Raw genomic sequence first — 20,029 nt, 5'->3', positions numbered from 1 at the left:
GGCTGTGCCACAACCCGGGATCCGGCTCCGAACGCGTATCCCCTCCGAGGTGCCGATACCGGGGCGGCTCAGGCGAGCAGCGGCACCCCGACGTCGGCGCCGCCTTCCTCGGTGATCCGCGCGCCCATTCGGGTGAAGGTGGGTGTGGCGATGAACCCGCCCGCGAAGAGGGCCTCGCCCTGGCGGAAGTCGGGCGACTCGGCCAGCATGTGTTCGCCGACGAAGCCGAAGGTGTCGGCGAGTTCGGCCAGATCGCGCGGCGCGTTCATCCGCATCAGGCACAGGTTGTCGCACTGGGACAGCACGTTGGGGTGGATCTTCGTCGGGCGTTGCGTCGACAGAAGGAGCCAGAGTCCGAACTTGCGTCCCTCGGCCGCGATCTGCACGACGCGGTCGATGAGGGCCTGCTCGACCGCGCTGGTGGCGACGGGTGGGCAGATGTTGTGGGCCTCGTCGATCACGATGAGGACGGGCCGCCGCTCCTCGCGGTGCGCCCACAGGTGTTCGAGCACGGAGAGCGCCGCGACCTTGGGTTCTGCCGGGTGGGCGAACCCGCCCAGATCGAGCACAGTGGCCTGGGGGCGGTCGTCGATGATGTCGGTGGCGGCGACCTCGCCTCGGGCCCACAGATCCCAGTCGAGGACCTGGAGATTCTCGATCCGCTTGGCCAGTCGCTGGTGACCGGGCTCGTCGGATGCGCGTAGCGCCGAGATGTAGCTGTCCTGGTCGGGTATGTCGTCGGCGCCGCCTCCGCTGAGGGTGGCGTCGGCGTGCAGCAGGACGTTGTACTCGTCGGCGTCGGCGATCGGATCCAACTGCAGGACGGCGGCCTTCGCGGTCAGCGGCAGATCGGTGAACCGCGCCCGTAACTGCGGGAGATCGCGTCGGGTCGAATGCAACACCTGGATGTCGGATGCGGCGATGGCCGCGGCGAGCTCGGGGTCGGTGGTGTCCCGCGTCTCCGGAAGCCGGGTGAAGTCGGCGTTCGGGTCCAGGATGAGCAGCGGCAGCCGCGTGTTCAGCAGCAACTGCTCCAGCACCACCCCGAGCGCGTAGGTCTTCCCCGAACCGCTCTGGCCGCACCAGAAGGTGTGCCGGTTGAACTTGTGCGCGGAGAGGACGACGTCAGACGTCGCGTCGTCGCGATGACTTCCCACTGTCAGCTGAACCACGCCTGAAGAATACGGCGTGGACGGACTTGGCATCGACCCGAAGCGCCGCACGACGTGTGCCGGATTCACGTCCGGACGGCGGTCAGATCCGTTCGACCTCGACGAAGACGATGGTGTTCGTCGAATCCCGGTTCTCTACGCGGTGTTCGACACCGGCGCTTCGGGTGTAGCTCTCGCCGATCCGGAGTTCCGCGGCGATCTCCGAACCGTCCGGTGCGACGGCGTACATCGTGTCGTCGACCAGCGGCACCACGACGTAATCGTGCTCATGCCGGTGCATGGGAATGGCTCCACCCGGCTCGATCGTCCACCGGGTGACCCGGAACCGGCCGTCGTCCTGCTGCACCTCGCCGTGCGAACCCGTGCTCATGGCGTCCTCCGTGTTGTCGATGGTCACTTGCCGGCGTGACGCAGGTGCCCGTACAGCGCAGCGCGGTAACCGCGGGTGTAGCTGGGCTCCTCGTCGTCCGGGTCCGGCGGGCAGGCGAGTGTCGACGACGCGAGCTGACGCGCCCACGGTGCCGGGAGCGCGCACAACGCGGCCTCCGCATCCTCGAACCCCTTCTGGAACAGGTCGGGATCGAGGTGCTCGTCGAGGTCGGCATCGTAGATCGGGAAGGAGGTGGGTAGCCGGGTGACGACGCCGTACTCGGTGACGATGTCGAGGTCGGGGAGATCGTTCTCGTGATTCGTCAACGGACCGTACGCCTTTCGGCGAGGGTGCGGTAGAGCGTTGCCCGGCTGACCCCCAGCGCCTGGGCGATCCGCGGCACGGATTCACCTGCGGCGCGCATCTGTTCGGCGCGGAGCACCTGCTCGTCGTCGAGGACGCGGGGTCGGCCGACCGTCGACGCCGATCGCCGGTGGGTCGTGGTCAGTGGCCTCGCCGAGCTGAGTGCGGGGGAGGGGTCGTCGAGTTCGGCCAATGACGCCAGCACGCCGACGACCATCGCGCCGGTCGGATCATCGGTGTCGATGCCCTCGCGCAACGAACGGAGACCGATCCGTCGTTTCGCGAGTTCCCGTGTGATGGCCATGACCTCGCGGATGTTACGGCCCAGTCGGTCGATGCCCACGACCACCGTCGTGTCGCCGGCTCGCGCGTAGTCGAGTAAGGCGACCATCCCCGCCCGACGGTCCGCGGGCTGCGTCCGGTCGGCGGCATCGGTGTAGATCCGACCCGGATCCACCCCCGCCTCGGTCAGTGCATCGATCTGTGGTCCGAGAGCATGCGCTCCCGGGGTCTCGCGCGCGTATCCGAGGGACATCCCCGGTGCGCCACCTCTCGCTTCGTCCGTCACGAGGAGGACTCTATCTCAAAAGTATCGATACAGATTCTGAGACGCGCCCGAGATTCGAGACGAATTCTGCGGGAATTCCAGAATATAGCGGACTTTCGAGATCTGAAGTCTCAAAACAGGGTCTCATAAGTTTCGAGACCTTCCGGCGCGCCGGATTGCGTTCTGTCCCGGTTGCCGACACAGAACACAACCGGATCGAACTCATCCGGTAACGCAGCACGAAGGGCCTGGCGACGGAATGTCGCCAGGCCCTTCGTGGTTCGTCGCTATCGCTCCTCACACCTCAGGGAGCGAGGGGAGCGTCGCTGTCGCTCCTCACACCTCAGGGAGCGAGGGGTCAGAAGTAACCGTTCGCCGGGAGGGGAGTGTCGTTGACGAGCAGGTCGCCGAGGGCGATCGCCTTGTACGACGTCGGGTTGTGGAGCGTGACGGTGCGGATGTTGCGCAAGTGGCGGTCCAGGTTCTTGGCCCGGCTGGCCGACGACGCGCCGCCGACGTCGAACAGGTCGGCGGCGGCACGCAGTCCGACGCGGTCGACGTGGACCTTCACCCGTGCTGCTGCGATGGACGCCTTGACGAACAGATCCGTCTCGATGACGCCGCTGCGTGCCGGCGCGAACGCCTCCTCGATGGTCCGTGCGGCGTCGAGGACTGCCGCTCGCGCGACGTGGGCGGCAGCGTCGATCTCACCGACGGTGCCGAGCAGCACGGGGTCGTGACGCGGTGACTCGGCGGGAGCGTGGTCGAAGGTCCGTGTCCGTGACCGCAGGAGTGCGGTCGCATCATCGCCGACCGACAAGAGGATTCCGGTGATCAGCGCCTGTAGGTAGAGCTGCAGGAACGGTCCGTCGTTGGCAACCGCGGCGGTCGACGCGGGGTCGGTGAAGGCCAGGACGTCGTCGGCGGTCACCCGGACACTGTCCAGGGTGGTGGTTCCGGTACCGGTGCGGTTCTGGCCGATCCCGTCCCAGTCGTCGACGATGGTGACCCCGTCGCGGCCGACGGGCAGGACGATTCGAGCGACCCGGCCGTCGACCCGGCCGTCGAACCGGCCTCCGCGTACCGTCGCGGTCACCGACACGTAGTCCGAGAATGCGGTGCCGGTGCTGTAGAACTTGGCCCCGGTCAGCACCCATCCGCCGTCGACGGCACGCAGTTCGGTCCGGAAGGAGAGCGAGCCGGCGTTTCCGGTGCGTTCACTGGTCGCGTTGCCGAACACTTTTCCCGCCGCGATCTCGGCGACCCAGCGGTCGCGGACGGGTCCTCGGGGGAGTCGGCGGATCTGTTCGACGAACCAGAAGTGTGCCCGCAGGATGTGGGCGACGATCGGATCGGCGCGGGCGAGGTCGATGAGGAATTCAAACAGCTCGGGCGCACCGGCACCGGGGCCAGATGCGTCGTCGAGAGTCAGCGCGGTGTAACCGGATTCACTCAGCAGACGTACCTGGGCGTGCGGGTCGACGCCGGTCAGTTCGCGCGCGGCGGCCTCGGCGGCGATCTCGGCCAGGATCGTGGAACGATCGGAGACCACACGGGTCAGGACGCTCATGCCGGTACCTCGACCTTCTCCGCGAACGCGCCCCGGTAGGCCGCGGCGGGATGTGAATCCGGAAGGGTGTCCCGGCCGGTCAGCTTGCGCCGGCTGGTGCCCGGCGCGTACTCGTGCTGCGCCAGTCCGCGCTCACGCAATACCGGCAGGACGTGCTCGGCGAACTCGATGTAGCTGTTCGGGATCGTCGCGTTGATGACGTTGATGCCACCGACACCCGCGTCGCGCCACTCGGCGAGGCGATCGGCGATCTGCTCCGGCGTGCCGACGACGCGTCCACTGCGGCTGCGCAGTTCGGCCAGGTCACGGACGGTCGGCTCACGGTCGGGCACGGCCTCGCGCAGCCACAGCAGGGTGCTCTGCGTGCCTTCGGTCTTGATCTCGCCGATCGGGGTGTCGAGGTCGTAGAACCCGAGATCGAACCCCAGACCACCCGCCGAGTGGGCGATGATCGTGCTCGGATCGATGTACTCGTCGAGCTCGGCAGCCTTCCGCCGCGCCTCCTCCTCGGTGCTGCCGATGACGAAGGAGAGTCCCTGGAAGAACTGGATGTCCTGCGGATCGCGGCCGGCCGCGGTGGCCAGACGGCGGGTGTCGTCGACGAGGCCCTTCGCCGCCTGCGGCGTGGGCGACACGATGAACTGCGCCTCGGCATTGCGGGCGGCGAACCGTCGGCCCGTGGGCGAGGAACCGGCCTGGAACAGCACCGGTGTGCGCTGCGGCGAGGGGGCCACCAGGTGCGGACCCTCGACGCGGTACCGGTCGCCGACGTGATGGATCTTGTGCACCTTGTCGAAATCGGCGTGGATGCCGCGGACCTTGTCCTGGATCAGGGCGCCGTCATCCCAGCTGCCCTCCCAGAGTTTGTAGACGACGTCGACGTACTCCTCGGCCCACGCGTAGCGATCGTCGTGGGCAGTGATGCCGTCGTATCCGAAGTTGCGCCAAGCATTCTGGGACAGGCTGGTGACGATGTTCCACGCGATGCGCCCGTTGGAGGCGTGATCGAGTGTGGAGATCTTGCGGGCGAAGTCGAAGGGATGTTCCTGCAGAATCGAGCTGGTGATCGCGATGCCCAGGTTCTCGGTGTGCGATGCGAGCGCGGAGGCGAGAACCAGCGGATCGTTGCTCGGGATCTGCAGGCCGGTGTCGACGAACTTCTTCCAGTCGCCCTGGTAGTCGTCGTAGAGTCCGACGACGTCGGCGAAGAAGATGAAGTCGAATCTGGCCTCTTCCAACGTCTTTGCGAGGTCGATCCAGTGCTGGAGGGAGTTGAAGTCCGTCTGTCGCGCATCGGGAGCACGCCATGCCCCGTGCAGGATGTGGGACGTCGTGTTCATCACGAATGCTGCGAAACGCAAGGGTTCTGGCTCTGACACCCGGACGACGGTACTTTCGCCCCTCGTCCCGTGCGTCGTTGTGCTCAGGGTGAATCCAAAGACTGACGCCGACGCCGCCGATCATTACCGTACGAGCTGACCGCGGGTCACCGCTGCCGTTTCAGTGTGTCGCGACATCGGCGCCGACCCGCCGATCCCGCGGTCCGAACTTGTTCAATCGGCTTTCCACCACTGTCGATTCACGACTCTCGATATCGAGGAGTACCTGGCGTGTTCAGATCTGTCCGTTCCAGACGGACTCGAGCCCTACTGGCAGTCGGCCTGTCGGCCGCTGCGCTGCTGTCGGCGTGCGGCGATCGCCCGGCCACCGGAGACGGTACGTCGACGGGTGTTCCCGCAGCGGCCGGCGATTACCTCGACGGCGGCGTCATCGAGTATGGACACGAGCAGGAACCGCCGTGCATCCATGGCGGTTGGGTGCAGAACGCCTACCTCGCACGGCAATATCTCGACAACCTCGTCTCGCTCGACGACGACGGGACGCCGGTGCCGTGGCTGGCGACGAGTTGGGAGATCTCCCCGGATCGCAAGACCTACACCTTCCATCTCAAGCCCGGTGTGAAGTTCAGCGACGGAACCGATCTCGACGCGACCGCGGTGAAGACCAACTTCGACAAGTACCTCGATCCGGACGCCCCCAACGGAACGGTGATGGCCTACATCGGGCAGTACTACGCCGGCGGCGAGGTTCTCGATCGCAACACCTACGCCCTGCACCTGAAGCAGCCGTACAGCCCGCTTCTGACGGTTCTGACCCAGGGTTACTTCGGGATTCAGTCGCCGACCGCTCTCGCGCGGGGGAAGAAGGAGAACTGCTCGAAACCGGTCGGGTCCGGACCGTTCATCATCGAGCGCTGGGATCGCAACCGCAGCATCACCTTCGTGCGGAACCCGGACTACAACTCGGCGCCGGCCAACGCGAAACACCAGGGACCCGCCTATGTCGACAAGGTGATCTGGAAGTTCCTCAAGGACCCGGTGCTGCGGTACGGCTCGCTGACCAGCGGATCATCCGACGTCATCTACAACGTCCCGGCCATCAACTGGGCCGACGCGACGACACGGTTCCAGACCAGGCAGTACGTGACGCCGGGACGACCCAACGCGATCACTCTCAACGTCGACCACGCACCATTCGACGACGTCCGGGTGCGTCAGGCGTTCGCCTACTCGGCCGACCGCGAGAAGGCAGTCGAGACAGCATTTCTCGGCGTCGTGCCGTTCAACTCGAACGGCGCGCTGAGTCAGAGCACTCCTGACTACGACCCGGCCGCCGGGGCCTACGTCCGGAATCCGGACAAGGCGAATGCACTGCTAGACGAGGCCGGCTGGACTGCCCGCGACTCCGACGGCATCCGCACCAAGGACGGTCGGCGTCTCACCGCCCGCGTGGTGTACGCCGCCGACGCCATCGTCGGACCCGAGGGGGCGGCGATCCTGCAGAACATCGCCTACCAGGCGCGCGACGTCGGTTTCGACATCGAACTCGTCCCGGCGACGCAGAGCGAGTACTTCGGCGGCAACTACGCCAAGGCGCCCACCTACGACGCCTACGTCGGCTACTGGACGAGTCCGACCCCGGGGCTACTCCACATCAACTGGCGTCAGCGGCTGGAGGACTCGCCGAACCCGCACAACACGGCGTACTACAACGACCCGGTCCTGCAGGGATTCATCGAGAAGGCCAACAGTTCGGCGGACCCGGCAGAGCAGCGCGAGTTCTACAGCAAGGCCCAGAAACTGATCGGCGACCAGGCTCTGTCGATCGGCCTCTACACACAGACGACCTCGATCGCGGCCAACCCCAGGCTGCACGACGTGTGGGTCGAGAAATCCCAGGGTGAACCGGTGTTCGCGGATGCGAGGTTTGTGCGATGACGATCCAGGTCGACAAGACGACGATCATCGACCCGGAGTCGGCGACCGAGCCGACCCGGAGTCGACGCCGCGGGGGTTCCGCGGCCTGGCTGCGATGGCTCGGCAAACTAGGCTCGGCCGTGTTCGTACTGTGGGCTGCCGCGACGATCACCTTCCTCCTGCAGGTGCTCGCGCCCGGCGACCGCGCGACGCTGCTGCTGAACCTGTCGTCGGGGGAGAGCCGCGAACGCACTCCCGACGAGCTGGGCCCGGTCAACGACCAGTTCGGGTTCACCGATTCGATCTGGCAGCAGTACCTGCACTACCTGCAGGGTCTGCTGCGCGGCGACCTCGGGACGTCGTACCAGTTGAGTGAACCGGTCACCGAGGTGATCGCCGCCCAGCTCGGACCCACTCTGGTGCTGACCATCAGCGCGCTGATCGTGGCCTGGCTGCTGGTCCTGGTGACCACGACGCTGACCGCCGGCCGCCGCGGTCCGGGCGGAGCGCTCGGCGCCCTGCTCGAGACCGTGAGCGCCGGGCTCCCGCAGTACTGGCTGGGTTCGATTCTGCTGGTGGTCTTCGCGATCAACCTGGCCTGGTTCCCGGTCGAGAGCGGTGACTCGCTGCGCGGACTGGTCCTGCCGGTGCTCACGCTCGCGATTCCGTTGGCCGGATTCCTCGGCAGCATCGCCCGCGACGAGTTCGCCCGCGCACTCGACCAGCCGTTCGTTCTCACCGCGCGGAGCCGTGGCCTCGGCGACCTCTCGGTGCGTGCTCGACATGTGCTGCGGCACTCGGTCATTCCCGCCGTCACGGTCTCCGGTTGGGCCATGGGTGCGCTGCTCTCCGGTGCGGTGATCGCCGAGACCGTGTTCGCCCGTGCGGGTATCGGACAGACCCTCGTCGCAGCGGCCGGCTCCCGTGACGTGCCACTGGTCAGCGGCATCGTCGTGCTCGTCGCCGCGATCTACACCGTCGCCAACCTGCTGGTCGACTTCCTCTACACCGTCATCGACCCCCGGATCGAGGTCCCGTGACCATCCAGAAACCGTCCACCGGGACGGCACCCGACACGACGTCGTCCCACACGTCGTCTTCCGAGAAACACCGATCCATCAAGACGTCACGGAGCACGGTCACCGCGCTACCGGAGACCTCCCGCCGGCCGTGGGCGCTGCCACCCACCCTGATCGCCGCGCTCGGCGTGCTCGTCCTGTTGCTCCTGGCGGCCGTCGTGCCCGGGCTGATCGCGCCGTACGACCCGCTCGCCATCGACCTCGACGCGACGCTGTCGCCCCCGACGTGGGCACATCCGTTCGGTACCGACCTGTCCGGTCGAGACCTGCTGAGTCGCATCATCTTCGGCACCAAACAGTCCCTCGCCATCGGGCTCGGCGCGGTGGCGGTGGCACTGGTCCTCGCCGTGGCGCTGGGAATCACGGCCGGCCTGTCGGGACGGATCGCGCAGGCCCTGGCCAATCGCTGGATCGATGTCCTGTTCGCCTTCCCGACGATCCTGCTCGGGCTCCTTCTGACCTCGGTGTTCGGGCCCGGCCCGTATACGCTGATCTTCGCGATCGGGATCGGTATCGCCCCGGGCTATGCACGCATCATCCGCGGCCAGGTCCTGACCGTCCGCAATGCTGCCTACATCGAGGCGGCGACGGCGCTCGGGCATTCGCGGACGCGAATCCTCGTGCAGCACATCGCTCCCAATGCACTACGACCGATGATCGTCACCGCGACATTGGGTGTCGGTCAGGCGATCATCTGGGCCTCGGGGTTGGCCTATCTCGGTCTCGGCGTCGCACCTCCGTCACCCGAGTGGGGTGCCCTGCTCGACGCCGGACGCACCTACATCACCGTGGCCTGGTGGCTCGAGATCTTCCCGGGCCTCGTCATCGTGATCACCGCCCTGGCATTCACCACCGTGGGACGCCACCTCGGCGCCCGTCTGGAAGGAACCACCCGATGACCGCAGTTGCGACTCCCCTCGAGGACCGGAGCGTCGACTCCGCCGGCACCGACGACTCCACAACCCCGCTTGCCGAGATCCGCGACCTGCACGTGGCCTTCGGCGGCCGCGAGGTGGTCAAAGGCGTCTCCTTCTCGGTGAACGCGGGCGAATGCCTCGCGATCGTCGGCGAATCCGGGTCAGGGAAGTCTGTCACCGCCCGCACGCTCATCGGACTCACCGGTGAGGGGGCCCGGATCAGCGCCGAGACCATCGCTTTCGACGGTCGGTCGCTCCTCGGGTACAAAGACCGCGACTGGCGGCGGCTACGCGGCCGGGACATCGGATTCGTCCTCCAGGACGCCCTGGTCTCGCTGGACCAACTGCGCACCGTCGGAAGCGAGATCGGGGAGGCCCTGACCGCCCACCCCGATAGTCGTGGCGGCGGGGTCTTCCGGCGCCGATCACCACTCCGGCGTGCCGAACGTGAGGAGAAGATCGTCGAACTGCTGACACTGGTCGGGGTCCCCGAGCCCGGTGTCCGAGCGGCGCAACGCCCGCACGAACTCTCCGGGGGTCTTCGCCAGCGGGCACTGATCGCCTCGGCCCTCGCCCAGGACCCGAAGCTACTCATCGCCGACGAACCGACCACGGCCCTGGACGCCACCGTCCAGGCCCAGATCCTCGACGTCCTCGGCGAGGCCAAGGACCGCGGCAACGGGGTCATCCTGATCTCCCACGACCTCGCGGTCGTCGCGCGTCTCGCCGACCGCGTCGCGGTGATGCGGCACGGGGAGATCGTCGAGTACGGGTCCACCGACGACGTGCTGCGCAACCCGACGCACGACTACACGAAGAGCCTGCTGGCGTCGGTGCCGTCGCGAACCTCCAAGGGCACGCTCCTGACCAGTGGCGAGACGCTCCCGGAAACCCTGGTGCCGTCGAGTGCCGAGGCGCCCCCCGCGTTGCGTGTCCAGGATCTCCGGAAGTCGTTCCACGGCAAGGACAAGACGGCGCGGCCGGCAGTGCGCGGCGTCAGTTTCGACGTCCTACCCGGCAAGACACTCGGCATCGTCGGCGAATCCGGGTCGGGTAAGACGACGACGGCCCGCATGGTCCTCGGGCTCACCGACCCGGATTCGGGGACCGTCGAGTTGAACGGGCGCCCGTGGAGCGAACTGTCCGATGTCGAACGACGCGCGAACCGTCACCAGATCTCCGTCATCTACCAGGACCCGCTCAGCTCCTTCGATCCCCGGTGGAACGTCGAACGCATCCTGCGCGACAGTCTGCGTTCGAGGAACCTGCACGGCACAGCGGTCGACGACCGCATCTCCGAGCTGCTCGACAGCGTCGGACTGTCGGATGCGTTCCGCCGGCGTCACCCGCTGCACCTGTCCGGCGGACAGCGCCAGCGAGTCGCCATCGCCCGCGCGCTGGCGCCGGAACCGTCGGTGATCGTGTGCGACGAGCCCGTGTCGGCTCTCGACGTCTCCATCCAGGCCCGCATCCTCGACCTGCTCGCAATGCTGCAGGTGGAAACCGGTGTCTCGCTGGTCTTCATCTCGCACGATCTCGGCGTCATCCACCACGTCGCCGACGACATCCTGGTCATGCGCGGGGGAGAGGTCGTCGAGTACGGCGAGGCCGACCGCGTTTTCGGTGACCCGGAGCATCCCTACACGCGTGAACTGCTTGCCGCGGTCCCGACGATCGGGGCCGGGGAGCGCATCTTGTGAGCCTCCCGGTCAGTGCACTCCGGGCGGAAGGTCCCCGAACCGGTAGACGCGGTCGAAGATCGGCACGAAGATCGACGACACCGGGCCACCCGACGGGTTCGCGTTCGCATCGGTGCCGCGCGGCCACCGGTAGGCGACGGTGACGCTCACCGGCGTCGAACCGGTGACCCGGGTGTATCCGGTGGGCTTGGTCGTCAGGCCCAGGAACTTGCCAGGCCGGAACAGCAGAACGGCGACCGGGGAGGACACGGTTCCGCGTGAGGTGTCGAAGACGGCCCACAGCAGGGGCGGGCAGTTGGGCGTGCGGTTGAGCGATCGGCTCAACGGCCCCTTCCGCGCGACCCACGTCGCATCGCTACCGCGGAAAGGCGGGCCGATCACCCGGAGTGCGCGTTTGGCCTCCGGTGAGCCGAGGTCCAGACAGAGCCCGTTGCCCGAAGTGGTGGCCGCCTGATGCGGCGTGCTCGGGGAGGCGGTTGCCGTGGGTGTGGCGACGCCTAGTGCGGTGACGACAGCGCACGCGGTGGCGATGAGAGAAGTGGCGACGCGTGATCGTCTGGTCCGCATGAGTCTCCTCGGTTCGTCCCTGAAGGTGCCCCTGCGGGGACGCTAACAAGATCGAGAGGGCTCTGCCCCCAGATCAGAACAACGTCGGCGGGAGCGCACCTTCGAACTCGAGGAGCCACCGTTTGGTCGCCAGACCTTCACCGGGGAGGCCGCCGGAGAATCCGCCCAGGCCGTCACCTGCGACGACGCGGTGGCAGGGGATCAGCAGGGGAGTCGGGTTGACGCCCATGATCGAGCCGACGCTGCGCGCCGGGATGCCGGTCCCACTCATCGTCGCGAGTTGCCCGTAGGTGACAGTTGCGCCGAACGGAACGTCGCGGTGCAGGGCGGTCAGGACCGCCCGGGCCGATGCGGACACCCCGGAGAGTTCGATCGGGAGATCGAACGTCGTCAACGAACCGTCGAAGTAGGCGTGGAGCTGGCGTACCGCTTCTGCGACAACCGGTTTCGCGGACGAGAGATCGGACTGTGCGTCCTCGTCGCTCCAGGCGACGCGGACGATCGAGGCGTCGTCTCCGGTGATCAGTAGCCGCCCGACCGGTGTCGAGATGGGAACGGTGCTCGTCGTCTCGGCATCTGGATCGTGTGCTGCGGTCATCGGCGTCTCTGTCGCTCGTGCGGGGGGTCCGGTGTCACCACGGTAGCGGCACGGTCTGACACCCTGGTGGTGGAGACACCGGGCCGCGAGACCGGTTCGGATCAGGCGGCAGTGCGACCGGCACGAGCGTGGACAGGACGACGTCTCAGGGCTGGGTCGAGGATGGCCGGGGGTAGGTAGGTCTGATCGAGTCGGCCGATGTCCGTTCCCGGCGGGACGATCTCGTCGATGCGGTCGAGAACATCGTCGGGCAGCGCGGCGTCGAGCCCTTTGAGAAGGTCTTCGAGCTGCGGGATCGTGCGCGGCCCGATCAGGGCGCTGGTGATACCGGGGTGGGTGATGGCGAATGACATCGCCATGTGCGTCATCGGAATACCCGATTCCGCCGCCAGCGCGGCGAGTTCCTCGACCGCGTCGAGCCGGTTCTCGTCGTCGAGGGCCTTGATCATGCCGGAGCGGACCAGGTCGTTCGTCTGCCCGCGGCGGACCCGGCCGGTGAGCATCCCCTGGCCGAGCGGGCCCCAGGCGATGACGCCCATGCCGAAACGTTGCGCGGTCGGCAGTACTTCGGTCTCGATGCCCCGGTTGAGGAGTGAATACGGTGCCTGCTCGGTGCGGAACCGGCGCAGGCCGTGTCGATCGGCGATCCACTGCTGGTCGACGATGTCCGAGACCGGCGTGTTGGAGGAACCGATGGCGCGGATCTTGCCGCTGCTCATCAGGTCGGTGAGGGCGGAGAGGGTCTCCTCCGGATCGGTGTCGGGGTCGGGGAGGTGGACCTGGTACAGGTCGATGTAGTCGGTCTGGAGGCGACGCAGGGACTCTTCCACCGCGGTCACGATCCACCGACGTGAGGCGCCCCGACGGTTCGGGTCGTCACCCATCGGGCGACTGAATTTCGTTGCCAGCACCACGTTGTCACGGCGACCGCGGAGCGCCTTGCCGACGACGACCTCAGACGCGCCATGCGGCGGCAGCGAGTAGGCGTCCGCGGTGTCGACGAAGTTGATGCCGGCGTCCAGGGCGGTGTGGATGAGGCGGACCGACTCGTCGTGGTCGGCGTTTCCCATTGACGCGCCGAGTAACAACGTGCCGAGCGCGTAGGGGCTGACCTTGATCCCGGTCCGGCCGAGTGGGCGGTATTGCATGAGACTCTCCCTGAAGGGTGGGTTCGGAGTCGGCCGACGGCCGTTGCCCCTAAGCGGAATGCTATTCCGCTAATATACGGAACGGTGTTCCGGTACACAAGGGTTTCCGGAATGCTTTTCCGGAACGTCGTGTCGTGAAAGGGTGGTGGCGTGGACTTGAACGAGGCCGACACGGCGGCGGTGGCCGACGGCGGACTGCGACCGCGCCCGAAGCGGGCAGATGCGCAACGCAACGTCGTCGCGCTGGTCGATGCGGCGAAATCGGTCTTCGCGAAGGCGGGGGTGGACGCGCCGGCCAAGGAGATCACCGATCTCGCCGGAGTCGGCGTGGGCACCCTGTATCGCCACTTTCCGAAGCGTTCTGATCTCGTGGCCGCCGTACTCGAGAAGGAGATCGACGCCTGCGTGGATCTGGCCGACGAGTTACGGAATTCTCATCATCCGGCCGCGGCGCTGAGGGAATGGGTACAGCGGTACACCGAGTTCGTCGGCGCCAAGAGAGGACTCGCCTCGGCGCTGCACTCGGGGGATCCGGCGTTCGATGCTCTGGCGGATCACTTCGCGAATCGGCTCGAGCCGGCAGTTGCCTCACTGCTGGCGGCCGGTGCCGACGACCTCCGTGCGGACGTCGGCGCGACCGAGCTCTTGCACGCGGTCGCGCTGCTGTGCCAGCGCGTGCCCGGGCGAGAACTCGACTACAACCAACGGCTGGCGGGTGTGTTCGTCGACGGTTTGTACCGTCGGCCCGAGGGTGTCGCGGAATAAAGACGCGTGGCGAGGTGTTATCGCCCCCATGAGTGCCAACGCAGAATTGAGTCCTGAAGGCTGGGTCCGCGAGCAGACCCAGAAGATCCTCGAGCAGGGCACCACCGAGGGTGTCCAGGTCATGGACCGCCCGATCGTCCTGTTCACCACCACCGGCGCGAAGTCCGGCAAGAAGCGGTACGTCCCGCTGATGCGGGTGGAGGAGAACGGCAAGTACGCGATGGTGGCGTCCAAGGGCGGTGCTCCCGAGCATCCGGCCTGGTACTTCAACGTCAAGGCCAACCCGCAGGTGACCGTGCAGGACGGCACCGAGGTCAAGGAACTCACCGCGCGTGAGATCAGCGGCGACGAGCGCGCCCACTGGTGGGAGATCGCGGTCGCGGCCTACCCGCCCTACGCGGAGTACCAGACCAAGACCGACAGAGAGATCCCGGTCTTCATCCTGGAGTGATCCTTCTGCAGCCCGCAGGCACCAGAGCCCCCGACACCCGTCGGGGGCTCTAGTGTTGTGGCCACCGGGTGTGCGACAGCGAAGCGGGAGTAGACATGGGACACGTCGTCGATTTCAAGCACGTCTCTACACAAGGCCTCGAGTCCTCACCGGTGACGGACGCCCTCGCCGGCCTGAGAGCCAACGAATCCCGGTATTACAAAACGAAATACGCACACGACTTCACCGTGGTCCCTGCCGTCGAGGCGCCTGAGGTTCTCCAGCGGGTCACCCGCATCCTCGCCGAGGAACGCGACATCGCGATCGCCTCACGCCCGCTCGAGGTCAGCGACTTCGAGGTCGATGGCCTCCACATGTCGTACGTGTTCTACGAGTCGGGGCTCGCGGTCAACGTCATGTACAGCATCGATCCGGCAGGCAAACGCGCCGTCGGCTTCAAACTGTCCGACGGCATGGACGTGCCCGTGGAACTCGAGTCGAAGTTCAAGTTCGCGCGGCAGAAGTCGAAACTCGCCGGCACGATTCGCGGCTCGTACTTCGTCATCAAGGGTGAGTACTGACAGACCTGCGCCGACCCCACGACGACGCGATCCGGCGCGTCGTCGTGGACGAGTCGGAGGGTCAGGCGAAGCGGATGTTCATGGTCGCGAGACCGAACACCTTCCGGCCGCCCGATTTCGCGACGATGATGACGACGCCGGTCCGGGTCTCCGGGTCGAGAGACTTGATGCGCCCGCTGAACTCGATCTCGCCACCGTCGACGGCCGACACGGGAACCGTCTGCGACAGGCGGACCGAATAGCGGGTGACGGCGCCCGGGTCGCCGGACCACGAGGCGACGAACGCCGCACCGAGGCCCATGGTGAACATCCCGTGCGCGATCACGTCGGGCAGACCGGCGAGCTTGGCCACCGCCTCGTCCCAGTGGATGGGGTTGGCGTCGCCGGCGACACCGCCGTAGTTGACGAGATCACCGCGGGAGATCCGGGCAGTGTGGACCGGCAGTTCGTCGCCGACTGACAGCTCGTCGAAGGACCGGGCGCCGGACGGGCGCGTCGAGCCGTCGGCGACGCGGATCTCGCCCTCGGGCCGGACGGTCTTCTCGTACAGGTGGTGGGTGTCCTCGTGGCTGAAGATGTTGACGTCGTGCATCATCACCTTGCGCACCGCGGCGCTGAGGCCCGGATCGACCTCTTCGGCGGTCACGCCAACGACGGTGGTGTGCATCGTGTGCACCTTTTCGCCCGCGGCGTCGGTCATGGTGTTGGTCACCGTGATCAGTTCTCGGCCCGCGACCTTGCGCACGCCCGACAGTTCGACGTCGGTCACGAGTTCGTCACCGGCGACGATCGGCCGGTGCTGTTCGAAGACCTGCTCGGTCTGCACGTAGGTGTCGTAGCCGACGATCACGGACTCGAACAGCTCGCGGTTCGCCGCCATCGCCGGGATGGACGTGAACGTCAGCGGTGCGACGAGTCCCGAATACCCGAGTGCGGCAGCGGCTTCGGGCTCCCAGTGCGCGGGGTGGTAGTCCTGCACCGCGCGGGCGTATTCGCGGACCTTCTCGCGTCCCACCTCGTAGGAGCCGTCGAGGACGTAGTAGTGGCCGACGCGCGTCTCGAGGTCGGGCGCCTCGCCGGCTGCCGTCGGTTCCGTGATCGGGGGTTGGGTCATTTCGACAACGCTAATCGTGCCGGTTCCACTGGCAAAACCGTGGTCGGTGTCCTGTCCCGTACTCGAGACGATGTCGGGTGGGCGTCAGCGTCGCAGCCCCTTGCCGTGTGCGAACTCTGCGGGGCGTCCCGAGGACTGCCAGTCGTGCCAGTTCTCCCGGTGCCGGCACATCGCCTTCTCGTGCAGACGACGGAACGTCGGGGAGATCCGCCGCAGCGTCTCGACGAGTGTCACGGCGGGAAACCGCAGCAGGATCAGTGCGAGTCCCGGGACCGGGTTGGGCATGTCATAGCGAAAGCGCGTCGTCGGCATCATGTAGATCGTCGAGTAGGCGGCGTACATCATCGCGTTGTATCGGCCGCGGATCCGCTTGAGGCCCGTGGCGTTCTCATTGGCGAACGCGGCGGGAAACGACTCGATGAGTTCGGCGCCGTCGGTTCCCGCGTCGTAGCTGCGTGTGGTGTTGACGAACGCCAGGAGTCGCAGCGAGTCGGCGATGGTCTCGGGGAACCATTGGGTCCGCACGCCGAGGAGGTGCCCGAGGTAGCGCTGGTAGTGCAGCAGGACGCGGATCTCGCGTGGTGTGGTCTGGACCCCGGTGAGCCACAGCGCCGACGCCGGCACGACGCTACCGCCGAGCAGGGTGAGCAGCTGATACGACTGGCTGATCGGCTCGCCCCATCGTTCGACGTCCCACTCCGGGTGCTCGGCGACGGTGCGTCGAACCCACACATGCATCACGCGGACCCGCATCGCCGTGGCCCGGCCGGCCGATCCCGGGGTCAGCAGCGCGCCGGGTTGGGAGACGTCGATCCAGAACCGGGCCGTCTCCAGGAAGCGTCGCAGCGCGTTGTCGCCCGCGTATCCGCCCGCCAGGGACAGCGGTTTGGCGACCGCGGCCTCGGTGTACATCTCGAGGGTGATCCCGCCGGCGACACTGAACAGGCCGGTGCCCCAGCGGCGCCAGATCGCCTCGCCCTCGGCGATGAGCTGCGGGTCGACCCAGTCGGGAACGGTCTCGAACTCCTCGAACAGTTCGACGAGGGCGGGTGGCGGGTTCTCGACGCTGTCGAGTCCGTCGGTCAGGGCCTTGTCCAGTAGTGCGCGCGCCGCTTCGGGGCCGAGCGCTCCGTAGACCTCGTCGACGAACCGTTCGGCCACCGGGTCGGTGCGGAACATGTCCTCGGCGAAGGTGCGCAGGTGTTCGGGCTCGGGGTAGAGGTCCTTGCCGGTGATCCTGCGGACGAGGGCGCGCGCACGGCGGAGCTTCCGGTTCGACATCGCGGCTTCGTAGGTGACCCCACTCGGGAAGGCGGGGGCGTCGTCGGTCGAGCGACTCGGCAGCACTGCGGACACGGGAACCCCCAACCGTTTGAGACGAATTGATTCATGTGTATCACTCGGGGGTCACGCTTCGCACGTCCCGCCCCTTGACCTGAAGTTCACTTGAAGTTGCACGGTGAAGGCGTAACCATCACCGCTCGACGAGGAGATCTGATGCGCCAGGTGCTACCCGACCTCTGGGAGACGACCACCGACAACCCGTTCCCCGGCCTCACCACCCATGCCTATCTGTGGATGTCCGACCGCAACGCGCTGTTCTACTCGATGGCGTCGGACGCCGAGTTCGACGATCTGGAGAAGCTGGGTGGTGTGGACGACCAGTACCTGTCGCATCAGGACGAGGCCGGCCCGATCCTCGGCCGCGTAGAAGATCGGTTCGGGGCGACGCTGCACGCGCCGGCACCCGAGATCGAGCGGATCGGCCGCTTCGCGCGCGTGGACATCGCAATCGCGGAACGGTACGTCGACGACAACGGGGTCGAGGTGATCCCGACGCCGGGGCATACGCCCGGCAGCACCTGCTATCTGGTGCCGGGCGACGATGGGCTCCGGTATCTTTTCACCGGGGACACGTTGTACGTCAACGCGTCCGGGAGATGGACAGCCGGTTACCTACCGTTCAGTGATGCGTCGACTCTCGCGGAGAGTCTGCATCTGCTGGCGCACGTCGACCCCGACGTGGTCATCTCGAGCGCGTTCGCCGGGGAGTCGGCGGTGCATCAGGTCGCCGAAGGCGAGTGGCCGAGTCATCTGGAGGAAGCGCTCGAGGGATTGGCGACCGCGTCCGAAACGCGTTGATGTGCAGCCTATCGGCGACGCGACCCCTGTGGAGTTCTCATGCGCGACGCCGGATCCGCGTGTAGTATCGAACATACATTCGAGCCACGGAATCTTGGGGGTGATGATCGTGGCCGCCACTGCAACCGTCGACGCCGAAGGCTCGGTACCGTCAGACGCGGTCGAGATCATCGAGCAGATGCACGCCCTCACCAACCGGCTGCAGAACACTGACCTCTCTCGATTGTCGGATGCCGAGATCGCCAAGGTGGCTGCCGAGAACGAGCGTTTGATCGTCCGCCTCACCTACGCCGGCAACCAGCAGATCGTCGAGGCCGAGAACCGCAACCTGGCCCGAAAGACCGGTCACCGCAGCATCATCCAGTACATGCAACACCGCCTGCGGATCACCTTCCCCGGTAGGCGCCATGCCGAGGTGAAAGCCACCGCCACCTACGCCGACCTCACCACCGGACAACCCCTCGAACCCGAACTCCCACGCTCGCCCGGGAATTGGCCGACGGCCGGGTGGGGTCTGCCCATGTTCATGCGGTGATGGACGTGATGGACCAGATCCCGCATGCCATCCCACACGACGTGCGGGCCGCCGCCGAACAGACCCTGGCCGAATACGCCGCCACCCTCACAGTTGCCGAGATCGGTCAGGTCGGTGCCCGCCTGCTGGCCCATCTCGATCCCGACGGCACCCTCACCGACCACGACGACCGCGCACGCCGCCGCAACCTCCAGGTGAACCGGCAACGCGCGGACGGGACCTCCAAACTCATCGCCAACCTCACGCCTCTGGCGCGGGCGCGGATCATGACCTTCCTGGCCGTCTGGGCCCGGCCCGGCATGAACAACCCCACCGATCCCGGATCGCCGAGCGGATCGATCGAGGACGCCGACCCGGAGGCGGTCGCGGCCGCTGCCGACCGCGACCACCGCACCCCGGCCCAGCGCAACCACGACGCCTTCGACGCGCTGTTGAAAGCGGTGTTCGACGACGGAATGCTCGGCAAGACCCACCGAGGCCTGCCGGTCCAGCTGATCGCCAAAGCCGAACTCGACGACCTCATCCGCGAAACCGGGTTCGCCACCAGCGCCGACGGCACCCTCGTCCCCATCGCAGACCTCATCGCCATCGGCGCCGACGTGCAGCCCTGGTTGGCGGTCTTCAAAGACGCCACGGCGGTCCCGCTGTACTTCGGACGCGGCAAACGACTCGCCACCATGGAACAGCGGCTCGTCTCGTTCGCCCGACCTGACGGCGAGATGTGCTCCAGCCCGGACTGCGACATACCCACCACACACGTGGAAATGCATCACGCCCACACCGATTGGGGAGATGGCGGATTCACCGACATCGACAACCTCACTCCCGCCTGTACCCGCCACCACCACATGGTCGGTGACCAGCCCGGTCAATACTCGACCAGGATGATCGCCGACGGGTCCGACGAAGGCAGATGTGCCTGGCAGTTGAACGCCGAACCAGGGGCGCCACCCAACCCCGAACGCATCAACCGACGACCCGACATAGCCCGACGGTTCAACGAAGTCCTCACCGTCATTCGTGACGAAGTCCACGGACAACCCGAACCGTTGTCCGTCGATGCAACACGCCCACAACTGCGGCAGGTCATCGACCTGCGCGATGCCACTCCTGCCGAACTTGTCGTGGCCTCGGCGCTACTCGATGCCGCCTACCGGAACTGAGAACCGGTGGC

Annotated in this window: 19 protein-coding genes and 1 pseudogene; 9 read left to right on the top strand and 11 right to left on the bottom strand. The window is 66.9% G+C overall.

What is annotated here, in order from left to right; translation table 11 throughout:
• Window positions 1-68: 68 nt before the first annotated feature.
• The 6 genes from LQD00_RS07285 to LQD00_RS07260 form a co-directional block, all read right to left on the bottom strand.
• Window positions 69-1,157: an ATP-binding protein gene (locus tag LQD00_RS07285; RefSeq protein WP_232716475.1), complete on the bottom strand. Its 1,089-nt coding sequence runs from the start codon at window positions 1,155-1,157 to the stop codon at window positions 69-71.
• A 97-nt stretch (window positions 1,158-1,254) separates the two neighbouring features.
• Entirely contained in the window at window positions 1,255-1,542 is a 288-nt protein-coding gene (locus tag LQD00_RS07280; protein ID WP_232716441.1) for a cupin domain-containing protein, read from the bottom strand.
• A gap of 23 nt (window positions 1,543-1,565) precedes the next feature.
• The gene (locus LQD00_RS07275) at window positions 1,566-1,868 is read right to left on the bottom strand and encodes a hypothetical protein (protein ID WP_232716439.1); all 303 of its coding nucleotides are present in this window, start codon (window positions 1,866-1,868) and stop codon (window positions 1,566-1,568) included.
• Window positions 1,865-2,440 (bottom strand): recombinase family protein, encoded by a 576-nt coding sequence (locus tag LQD00_RS07270; protein ID WP_232716473.1) that lies wholly within the window; start codon window positions 2,438-2,440, stop codon window positions 1,865-1,867. The genes LQD00_RS07275 and LQD00_RS07270 overlap by 4 nt, the downstream gene beginning before the upstream one ends.
• A 370-nt stretch (window positions 2,441-2,810) precedes the next feature.
• On the bottom strand, window positions 2,811-4,022 hold the full coding sequence (locus tag LQD00_RS07265; protein WP_232716437.1) for an acyl-CoA dehydrogenase family protein: 1,212 nt from the start codon (window positions 4,020-4,022) through the stop codon (window positions 2,811-2,813).
• On the bottom strand, window positions 4,019-5,401 hold the full coding sequence (locus tag LQD00_RS07260) for an LLM class flavin-dependent oxidoreductase (RefSeq protein WP_232716435.1): 1,383 nt from the start codon (window positions 5,399-5,401) through the stop codon (window positions 4,019-4,021). The genes LQD00_RS07265 and LQD00_RS07260 overlap by 4 nt, the downstream gene beginning before the upstream one ends.
• Window positions 5,402-5,632: 231 nt before the next feature.
• On the opposite strand from LQD00_RS07260, the gene LQD00_RS07255 reads away from it, so the two are divergent.
• From LQD00_RS07255 to LQD00_RS07240, 4 genes are read left to right on the top strand one after another with little or no spacing between them, the layout of a single operon-like run.
• The gene (locus LQD00_RS07255) at window positions 5,633-7,300 is read left to right on the top strand and encodes an ABC transporter substrate-binding protein (protein WP_232716433.1); all 1,668 of its coding nucleotides are present in this window, start codon (window positions 5,633-5,635) and stop codon (window positions 7,298-7,300) included.
• Window positions 7,297-8,319, top strand: a complete 1,023-nt coding sequence (locus LQD00_RS07250; protein WP_232716431.1) for an ABC transporter permease — start codon at window positions 7,297-7,299, stop codon at window positions 8,317-8,319. Before LQD00_RS07255 ends, LQD00_RS07250 begins: the two co-directional genes overlap by 4 nt.
• Window positions 8,316-9,257: an ABC transporter permease gene (locus tag LQD00_RS07245; RefSeq protein WP_232716429.1), complete on the top strand. Its 942-nt coding sequence runs from the start codon at window positions 8,316-8,318 to the stop codon at window positions 9,255-9,257. Before LQD00_RS07250 ends, LQD00_RS07245 begins: the two co-directional genes overlap by 4 nt.
• Entirely contained in the window at window positions 9,254-10,975 is a 1,722-nt protein-coding gene (locus tag LQD00_RS07240; protein WP_232716427.1) for a dipeptide ABC transporter ATP-binding protein, read from the top strand. The genes LQD00_RS07245 and LQD00_RS07240 overlap by 4 nt, the downstream gene beginning before the upstream one ends.
• A 9-nt stretch (window positions 10,976-10,984) precedes the next feature.
• Here LQD00_RS07240 and LQD00_RS07235 read toward each other — a convergent pair whose 3' ends face one another.
• The 3 genes from LQD00_RS07235 to LQD00_RS07225 form a co-directional block, all read right to left on the bottom strand.
• Window positions 10,985-11,542: an LppP/LprE family lipoprotein gene (locus LQD00_RS07235; RefSeq protein ID WP_232716425.1), complete on the bottom strand. Its 558-nt coding sequence runs from the start codon at window positions 11,540-11,542 to the stop codon at window positions 10,985-10,987.
• Between the two features lie 73 nt (window positions 11,543-11,615).
• Complete coding sequence (locus LQD00_RS07230) at window positions 11,616-12,140, bottom strand: methylated-DNA--[protein]-cysteine S-methyltransferase (RefSeq protein WP_232716424.1); 525 nt, start codon at window positions 12,138-12,140, stop codon at window positions 11,616-11,618.
• A gap of 101 nt (window positions 12,141-12,241) precedes the next feature.
• A complete protein-coding gene (locus LQD00_RS07225) occupies window positions 12,242-13,288 on the bottom strand; it encodes an aldo/keto reductase (protein ID WP_232716423.1) in 1,047 nt (348 codons plus the stop codon).
• Between the two features lie 150 nt (window positions 13,289-13,438).
• Here LQD00_RS07225 and LQD00_RS07220 point away from each other — a divergent pair, with 150 nt between their 5' ends.
• From LQD00_RS07220 to LQD00_RS07210, 3 genes are all read left to right on the top strand, one after another.
• Complete coding sequence (locus LQD00_RS07220) at window positions 13,439-14,053, top strand: TetR/AcrR family transcriptional regulator (protein ID WP_232716422.1); 615 nt, start codon at window positions 13,439-13,441, stop codon at window positions 14,051-14,053.
• A gap of 28 nt (window positions 14,054-14,081) precedes the next feature.
• Window positions 14,082-14,504 carry a nitroreductase family deazaflavin-dependent oxidoreductase gene (locus LQD00_RS07215; RefSeq protein ID WP_232716421.1) on the top strand — a complete coding sequence of 141 codons (423 nt, stop codon included), beginning with the start codon at window positions 14,082-14,084 and terminating at the stop codon, window positions 14,502-14,504.
• A 95-nt stretch (window positions 14,505-14,599) separates the two neighbouring features.
• Entirely contained in the window at window positions 14,600-15,064 is a 465-nt protein-coding gene (locus tag LQD00_RS07210; protein ID WP_232716420.1) for a phage tail protein, read from the top strand.
• Between the two features lie 61 nt (window positions 15,065-15,125).
• Here the strand turns inward: LQD00_RS07210 and LQD00_RS07205 are convergent, their stop codons facing one another.
• Together LQD00_RS07205 and LQD00_RS07200 are read right to left on the bottom strand one after the other, a co-directional pair.
• A complete protein-coding gene (locus LQD00_RS07205) occupies window positions 15,126-16,178 on the bottom strand; it encodes a fused (3R)-hydroxyacyl-ACP dehydratase subunits HadA/HadB (protein ID WP_232716419.1) in 1,053 nt (350 codons plus the stop codon).
• 84 nt (window positions 16,179-16,262) lie between these two features.
• Window positions 16,263-17,534, bottom strand: coding sequence for an oxygenase MpaB family protein (locus tag LQD00_RS07200; protein WP_232716417.1), 1,272 nt, complete (start codon window positions 17,532-17,534; stop codon window positions 16,263-16,265).
• Between the two features lie 141 nt (window positions 17,535-17,675).
• Between LQD00_RS07200 and LQD00_RS07195 the strand changes: the two genes are divergently transcribed.
• Both LQD00_RS07195 and LQD00_RS07190 read left to right on the top strand, forming a co-directional pair.
• On the top strand, window positions 17,676-18,320 hold the full coding sequence (locus tag LQD00_RS07195; protein WP_232716415.1) for an MBL fold metallo-hydrolase: 645 nt from the start codon (window positions 17,676-17,678) through the stop codon (window positions 18,318-18,320).
• Window positions 18,321-18,423: 103 nt separating this feature from the next.
• A pseudogene (locus LQD00_RS07190) lies at window positions 18,424-20,018 on the top strand (DUF222 domain-containing protein).
• Window positions 20,019-20,029: the final 11 nt, after the last annotated feature.

It is taken from the genome of Gordonia metallireducens, assembly GCF_021245825.1.
Lineage (GTDB): Bacteria > Actinomycetota > Actinomycetes > Mycobacteriales > Mycobacteriaceae > Gordonia > Gordonia namibiensis.
The sequence above is the reverse complement of the archived record's forward strand: the minus strand, read 5'-3'. Positions and strand labels throughout refer to the sequence as shown.

Coding starts and splice junctions, on each gene's coding strand:
- LQD00_RS07280 (WP_232716441.1), bottom strand. CDS start 1,542: ATGAGCACGGGTTCGCACGGCGAGGTGCAGCAGGACGACGGCCGGTTC.
- LQD00_RS07270 (WP_232716473.1), bottom strand. CDS start 2,440: ATGTCCCTCGGATACGCGCGCGAGACCCCGGGAGCGCATGCTCTCGGA.
- LQD00_RS07265 (WP_232716437.1), bottom strand. CDS start 4,022: ATGAGCGTCCTGACCCGTGTGGTCTCCGATCGTTCCACGATCCTGGCC.
- LQD00_RS07250 (WP_232716431.1), top strand. CDS start 7,297: ATGACGATCCAGGTCGACAAGACGACGATCATCGACCCGGAGTCGGCG.
- LQD00_RS07240 (WP_232716427.1), top strand. CDS start 9,254: ATGACCGCAGTTGCGACTCCCCTCGAGGACCGGAGCGTCGACTCCGCC.
- LQD00_RS07235 (WP_232716425.1), bottom strand. CDS start 11,542: ATGCGGACCAGACGATCACGCGTCGCCACTTCTCTCATCGCCACCGCG.
- LQD00_RS07230 (WP_232716424.1), bottom strand. CDS start 12,140: ATGACCGCAGCACACGATCCAGATGCCGAGACGACGAGCACCGTTCCC.
- LQD00_RS07225 (WP_232716423.1), bottom strand. CDS start 13,288: ATGCAATACCGCCCACTCGGCCGGACCGGGATCAAGGTCAGCCCCTAC.
- LQD00_RS07215 (WP_232716421.1), top strand. CDS start 14,082: ATGAGTGCCAACGCAGAATTGAGTCCTGAAGGCTGGGTCCGCGAGCAG.
- LQD00_RS07210 (WP_232716420.1), top strand. CDS start 14,600: ATGGGACACGTCGTCGATTTCAAGCACGTCTCTACACAAGGCCTCGAG.
- LQD00_RS07205 (WP_232716419.1), bottom strand. CDS start 16,178: ATGACCCAACCCCCGATCACGGAACCGACGGCAGCCGGCGAGGCGCCC.
- LQD00_RS07195 (WP_232716415.1), top strand. CDS start 17,676: ATGCGCCAGGTGCTACCCGACCTCTGGGAGACGACCACCGACAACCCG.